8 protein-coding genes are annotated in these 6,391 nt (G+C 64.5%); 3 read left to right on the forward strand and 5 right to left on the reverse strand.

Features of this window, described 5'->3' with window-relative positions:
* Positions 1-212: 212 nt before the first annotated feature.
* Both Y88_RS07960 and traA read right to left on the reverse strand, forming a co-directional pair.
* On the reverse strand, positions 213-857 hold the full coding sequence (locus tag Y88_RS07960; RefSeq protein WP_232280974.1) for a DUF6118 family protein: 645 nt from the start codon (positions 855-857) through the stop codon (positions 213-215).
* A 68-nt stretch (positions 858-925) separates the two neighbouring features.
* Positions 926-3,895, reverse strand: a complete 2,970-nt coding sequence (gene traA, locus Y88_RS07965) for a Ti-type conjugative transfer relaxase TraA (RefSeq protein WP_008067991.1) — start codon at positions 3,893-3,895, stop codon at positions 926-928.
* 182 nt (positions 3,896-4,077) lie between these two features.
* Here traA and Y88_RS07970 point away from each other — a divergent pair, with 182 nt between their 5' ends.
* From Y88_RS07970 to Y88_RS19370, 3 genes are all read left to right on the forward strand, one after another.
* Positions 4,078-4,410 (forward strand): conjugal transfer protein TraD, encoded by a 333-nt coding sequence (locus tag Y88_RS07970; RefSeq protein ID WP_008067993.1) that lies wholly within the window; start codon positions 4,078-4,080, stop codon positions 4,408-4,410.
* Positions 4,411-4,426: 16 nt separating this feature from the next.
* On the forward strand, positions 4,427-4,636 hold the full coding sequence (locus Y88_RS07975) for a conjugal transfer protein TraD (RefSeq protein WP_018076180.1): 210 nt from the start codon (positions 4,427-4,429) through the stop codon (positions 4,634-4,636).
* Between the two features lie 75 nt (positions 4,637-4,711).
* Complete coding sequence (locus tag Y88_RS19370; protein ID WP_008067997.1) at positions 4,712-4,879, forward strand: DUF6771 family protein; 168 nt, start codon at positions 4,712-4,714, stop codon at positions 4,877-4,879.
* 64 nt (positions 4,880-4,943) lie between these two features.
* Here Y88_RS19370 and Y88_RS07980 read toward each other — a convergent pair whose 3' ends face one another.
* The 3 genes from Y88_RS07980 to Y88_RS07990 all read right to left on the reverse strand — a co-directional run.
* A complete protein-coding gene (locus Y88_RS07980) occupies positions 4,944-5,873 on the reverse strand; it encodes a nucleotidyltransferase and HEPN domain-containing protein (RefSeq protein ID WP_008067999.1) in 930 nt (309 codons plus the stop codon).
* Between the two features lie 60 nt (positions 5,874-5,933).
* A complete protein-coding gene (locus Y88_RS07985; protein ID WP_008068001.1) occupies positions 5,934-6,209 on the reverse strand; it encodes a sigma factor-like helix-turn-helix DNA-binding protein in 276 nt (91 codons plus the stop codon).
* Positions 6,206-6,391: zincin-like metallopeptidase domain-containing protein (locus Y88_RS07990; RefSeq protein WP_040702477.1), on the reverse strand; the 186-nt coding region annotated here is incomplete at its 5' end. The genes Y88_RS07985 and Y88_RS07990, both read right to left, overlap by 4 nt.

The raw sequence follows: 6,391 nt of genomic DNA on the forward strand, positions 1-6,391 counted from the left end.
AACGGTACCCTGCCGCCCTCGATCAGCCACTTTGGGGCGGCTGATCGAGGTAGGCTGGCACTTGTTGAGCCAAGCACTCAGATTAGCAGCACAGTCAAGGTCAACTTTGCGCCCATTGCCGGGCCTGTGAACGAACGACAGCTCGGGTCGGTCCGCGTCCCAGAGGAGACTAACCGGTCAGTCCCCATTCACGGACGAAACCGGCCCCGCATTTACCTTTGCGGATCGCCCACCGAGATTGAGCAACTCACGCCCTTTTTGACCTTCCCCGCACGCCGCTGGCAATCTTCCAGTGCCTTGGCGTTGTTCTGCCAAACGCTGGAAGCCTGCCGCACCGCCTGCCACCGCTGCAGATCATAGACCTCAAGCATCCGCTCCCCAGCCGACCAGCCATCGCGATGCAGAACGCTCGCCACATGTTTCTCCGGCCAGTGCCAGCTTTCCGGCACTGCCTGGTCGATGAAGTCCGGAACGACCCAGCCCAGCATGAACCCCATGACCACACCGGCCACCGCTGTGATGCCCATCCAGCGCAGTTGCTGACGCGCTGTCAGGGCGGATTCCACGATCCCGCTGATCCTGGTGATGGACCGATCCAGATCGACCCGCGCAGCAGTAAAATGCTGCCGTTCAACCTCGCTCGCCTTGGCGGTAGCCCGACGGATCTGGACGGCAATGTCCTCGGGCGTCAGTCGCAGCGCGGGCTTGCTCGCGAGCATCTCGATCGCGGCGGCTGCTTCGTCCTGCTGGGCATGAATGCGGGCGAGGTCCTCGGTGTAATCGCGGCTGTGCAATTCCTGCTGCCGGGCCGCAAAGCCTTCAACGGCGGCGATCAGGATGGCAAGCTTGTGGGTCATCGCTTCGAAAGCCACTTCGGGCCGGTCGAGATCTGCCTGGGCATTTGAGTGATTGGCTGGTGCGTCGGTCACAGTCCCAGCCCTCGATCGCGCCCGCGCTCGAGCGATTGCGTCAGTTGCTGGGCCAGGGACCTGGTCCTGGCCGCATCGGTGAGGTCATGGCCACCAACGCCCGGCGACCATTCCTGCGACCACTGCTTGCCCACCAACTGGTTCCCGCGCTTGCTGAGTGCATTGCCCAGCGCCGGGTCCTTCTCCAGACCCTTGGCCATGGCGCGCATCTGACCTTCGACCTGCTGACGCGCCTCGCGGTTGCTGGAGCCGGCGAGACTGCTACGCTGGGCCTGGAGCTGCTGCCAGGATTGAACGAAGCGATCGGCGCGCAGTTCGGGATTGGCGCGGATTTCTGCTTCGAGCTGCATGGTGCGGATGGCGTTGCCGGTGCGGCCCCCAGCGGCTTCGCCAATGAGCCCGGGGTTGCGCCGAAACGCGGTGTCGAGATCGCGCGCACTGCCGCCGGCCAGCGCATTGAGCGCCTGGGCCGCGCGGGCCTGCGCGGTCTTCTGGTATTTGAGCGCAGGGAGTTGCTGTCTGGTCATGCGGTCAATCTCCGCCGTGGCACGGGCATAGCGCTCGACCGCCTGGTCGAGACTGGGCCTGGTCTGGATCTGCTGCGCTGCAGCCAAGGTTGGCTTGAGGAGGTCGCGGTGTGCTTGCTGGTCCTGGACCGGTGGCCTGGCAAAGCTGGGCACATTGAGCCGCAGCCCGGCAAAGCGGCCCTGCTTGCGTTCGGGTTGTTCTGTACTGGCTGACGGTGGAGCGAGCTCAGCTTTCCGGTCTTGGTCCTTGCCGGCGTAGTCGCGCGCCATGTCCTTGGACCGGTCGCGCGATAGCCGCTCGGCCAAGCGCTCGCGGTCGGCAAAGTCGGTCTTGGCGTAATGCAGCGCGACGTGATCGCGATGGCGTGAGAGCGCGACATAGGCGCCATGGCGATCAAGCCCAGGCGTTGCCAGGACATGGACCCGGTCGAGCGTTGCCCCTTGTGACTTGTGCACGGTGGCCGCGTAGCCGTGGTTGAGGTCGGCATAGTCCTTGTGGTCAAAGACCACGGCGCGGCCATCGTCGAGCCGCACCGCCATGCCGGTGCGATCAACCCGCTCGATGGTGCCCAACATGCCATTTTTCACACCCAGTTCGCGTTCGTTGCGCAGGAACATGATGCGGTCCTGGTCGGCAAACAAGCGTTGGCCCCGGGTCGTCTCGACCGCGACATCGGCACCCAGCGTGCCATGATCGCGCAGGCGATCCCGGGCCTGCGCATTCAGTTCATCGCATTCTGCATTGGTGTGGGTGAGAATAAGCCGGCTGGCCTCGGGATGAGCCTGCCGATCGGCATCCCAGCGCTCGATCAGCGCGTCGCGCGCCGTTTCGCGGGTGGGTGATTCGACCACCAACCCGGCCGCATGATAGGCCTCGAGTGCCTCGCCGGTCCGGCCGGTGGCCAGCTGGCGCGTCGCATCGCGCTGCCATTCCTCGGCCTGCCGGCGCACCTCGGTAATCTCGACCGCGCCATGCCGCTCGGCCATGCTGCGGAACGCCGCACCGGCTTCGATCGCCTGGAGCTGCTGCGGATCGCCAACCAGCACGACCTTGGCACCGTGCCTTTGTGCTTCGCCAATCACGCGTTCCATCTGGCGCGTGCCGATCATCCCGGCCTCGTCGATCACGAGGATGGAATTGGGCCCCAGCGTCTCGCGCCCCTGCGCCCACTGGTGCTCGAGACTGGCAATGGTACGCGAGGCAATGCCCGAACCGTTTTCCAGATTCTCGGCAGCAATGCCGGACAGGGCAATGCCGCGCACGTCGTAGCCGGCTTTCTCCCAGGCCTCGCGCGCGACACCAAGCATCGCGCTCTTGCCGGTGCCGGCATAGCCGATCACGCTGGAAATGCCCCGGCTGGCGGTCACATGCTCGAGCGCCCCGCGCTGCTCGACCGACAGCACCAGACCGCGCGCTTCGGCGCGGTCCAGCGCGGCCGCAAGATGGCGCGCGGGCACGGCATGATGGCGCTGCGCGTCGAGCCTCGCGGTGGCCATCTCAAGCCGCTGTTCGGTCTCGAGCATGGCGCGCGAAGTGAACCGCTCTTCGCCGCGTCCGTCTGCCCCCAAACGGACGAGATCGGGCGAGCTGCGCACCGCTGCCAGCACGGCGTCGAACTGGTCTTTCCCCTCGCTGTGCCGGTGTGCGAATGTGGCAAGGTCTCGGGCCGTGAATGTCGCCTGGCTGTGGGTGATGGCATCGAGCGCAATGCCGGGGCTTTCGAGGATCTTCTCGCCATTGCTTCGGGCAATGGCAAAATGCTCTTCGAGCCGTTCGCGCACCAGGCCTTCCTGCGCCATGCGAGCCGCTGCCGGGCCAATCTTGTTCTGCGGCTCCAGGTCAATGCCCTGGGCCTCCAGCGTGCGGTGATCGATCCGCGCATCGATATCGAGCTGCGCCAGCCGGCCGTTGACGTGCTCGGCCCAGGCTTCGCGCCAGTGGGTCAAGAGCTCCGTGCGATTCCAATCTCGCACCTTGGCGCCGAACCCATCCTCGCCGACTTCGCGCATCCCCAACATCACGTGAGCATGGGGCTTGGCGAGGCCGTCGGGTCCAATATCCCAATGAACATTGAGATCGGCGACCATGCCGCGATCAACGAACTCCTTCTGAACAAAGTCCCGCGCCAGTTCGATGCCGTCGGCCTGGGTCATTTCACGGGGAATGGCGAACTCGATCTCGCGGGCGAGCTGCGCGTCCTTGCGCACTTCGACGGCTTCGACATCGTTCCACAGCTTCGCCCGGTCGCGCCATTCCTCCGGCGCACCTTCGGGCAGCAGCACTTCGCTGTGCACGACACCGGTCTTGTTGGAGAAATCGTGGTGCCGATCGAGCCGCTGATCATAGATCCGATCGGCGGAGCGATAGGCAGCGGCGGCCACCGCGCTCGAGCCGGCAGCGCGGGAAATGACTTTGGCGGAGAAGTGGTAGATCGCCATGGCGACACACCAGATACGCCCAAAAGCGCACGTCGGCACGACGTATAAGCGCGCCCTCAAAAGATTTCATCATTCTCGGGAGGGCAGAATCCCATGAGGTTTCAGGGAATTGGTATTGATCGTCAAGGCCGATAACTGGAGGGCCTCGCGATACAACCGACCGCCGTCACAGGACACCAGACATGCGCAAGCCCCGCAACTATGACGAGGACCTCAAGGTGCTCACCGCCAAGGCCAGACAATTGAAAGCGCGCAAGCAAAGCCAGCTCGGCGAACTGGTCGAGGCGACCGGCGCCGATGCGCTGGGCATCGAGGAGCTGGCTGGCGCGCTGCTTTCGATTGCCGCCATCACCGATCCGCAGCGACGGGAGGCATGGCGCAAACGCGGCGCCGCGTTCTTTTCTGGCGAGCGGCCCGAACACACGCCTGGCCGAGGCGCTGGCGACAACGCGCAACCAACAACGCCGCACGACCAGCGCTCACCATCGCCTGGCTCTGCAACAGGCGCGCCATGACACGCGAGCCTGGCAAGTGAAGCGCCGTGAGCGTACGAGACAGTTGATTGAACTGGGTGGGCTCATCGCCAAGGCGGGCCTTGTCGAACTGACCGACGATGATCGCGCGGTCATCCTCGGGCTATTGCTCGAGGCGGCGGCAAAGCTGCGTTCCGACGAGACCGGCAACCAGCTCACACTGTGGCGGCGGCGCGGACAGCGGGCCTTTGCCGACGACAAAGACTGAGTAACCGGCAAAGCCCTTTCCACCATCCGTCGCCCGCACATTGCCCGACGCGAACAGTGCCGTCATAGGGCCTGCATGGATGACAAGACCAAGACCCGTATTCTCGGCGTGATCGAACGCGCACCGCAGTGGCTTCGCAGCGATCTGGCAGCGAAGGATGCATCTGCCCGCGCCCGCGCCGAAGAAGCGCTGGCCGCCATGCTGGTCGATGCCATTGAGGAAAGTCTGGCGGCGGCTGATTGAGCGGTAGCGACACGCGCCGCGGCACTTCGCATCGATAGATTCCAGGACGCAGCTGGACCTGCGGCTAACCCGCCTGCCGCGCCGTCATTTCCAGCTGGGCAATACGCTCCGAACAGATGGCGTGGACGACACGGCCCAGTTCCTCGACCTGTTCGCCGAGCCAAGCCAGTTCCTCTTCGGTGATCCGGTAGTGCTTGGAATAGCGAGCCTTGACGTAGGCTTCCTTGAGCTTCTCGAACATCGCCCGCTGCTTGCGATTATCGCCGGGCCAGACGTGCACAAGACGGACGTCCAGTCGCTCGGCCTGCGTACGCAGGAACGCCAGATTGTGAACGTGCGGGGTGTAGAAGGTGACCACTAGAAGGACACAGTGGTACATCTGTTCGGCAGCTTGATGCAGATTGAAAGCCGCCTCCCGTAAGCCGCCATCGTTGGCCAAGAATGTGGCGGCCTTTTTGAACCTTGCCGCGCTTGGCATCCACTCCTCAAAATACTCCTTGGCCATGGCCAGCGCGGCATGCGGCGTCTTCGGCTTGGGCTGGTGCAGTTCGGTGTCATCGCTCTGGTAGAGCGCGATGCCATCGCGGGCCACGTCCATGAAGAAATAGCGCCCATGGGCGAGGCCGTCATTCACCTCCTGCAGGGTGTGGACGATGAAATTGACCGGGGTCTTGATCGTGCCGGCAATGCCGTACTCGCGCATCAGCCGGTCATCGACCTTGGCCCAGTATTTGACGCGGTCGGTCAGCCGCTTGTCGTTGACGATGATGAGCAGGTCATAGTCCGACTGGTAGCCCTTGGCGGTGTGCGGTTCGTCCACCCAGCCGCCGCGCGCATAGCTGCCGTAGAGAAGGACCTTGAGAATACGGCCCTTCTTCTTCCACTCGTGCGAAGCCAGGGCCAGGGCGTCCTCGAATTCCTCGAAGACGATCTGCACCACGCGTTCCAGCTCGCGCTGCTTGTTGGCGGGGAGATGGTCGAGATCGCTGCGCATGACACAGATACCCTGTCGCGACGGCCGCCCGATGGCAAGTCATCGGGCGGCCTGAATTTTTCACCACGGCCACCAGCGCTGCCACCAGTGCCCATGGACCGTGCGGATCAGTCGGGAGATGGCCTTGCCCAGCTCGGCCTGCACCTCGTCGACGGTAATGCCATGACGCTCGGCGAGCTCGGCATAGCTGGCGCCCTCGAAGCGCACGGCCGCGAAGATCGCCCGCTGCCGTGCGGTCATCCGCCGCAAGCCACGCTGGCCCCGGCGCCAGAACACGCGCGGCGATACGGACGGCACTTCGGGAATATCCGGTTCGGGGGGGAAAGGCCGGTTCATGGCCGGTCATCCCCACAAGCCAGAAGGAAGTCGGCGGCCTTGCTCGCTGCACTGGCAGCGCGAAAGATCGCCTTCTCGTCGGCGCGCAGCACTTCGAGCCAGGCTCCGATGTAATCGGCATGCCGCACCGTCGGGACAATGCCCAGCGCCGCGCAGGCAAAGGCACTGGCCATTTCGGCAAC

The organism is Novosphingobium nitrogenifigens DSM 19370, assembly GCF_000192575.1.
Classification (GTDB): domain Bacteria; phylum Pseudomonadota; class Alphaproteobacteria; order Sphingomonadales; family Sphingomonadaceae; genus Novosphingobium; species Novosphingobium nitrogenifigens.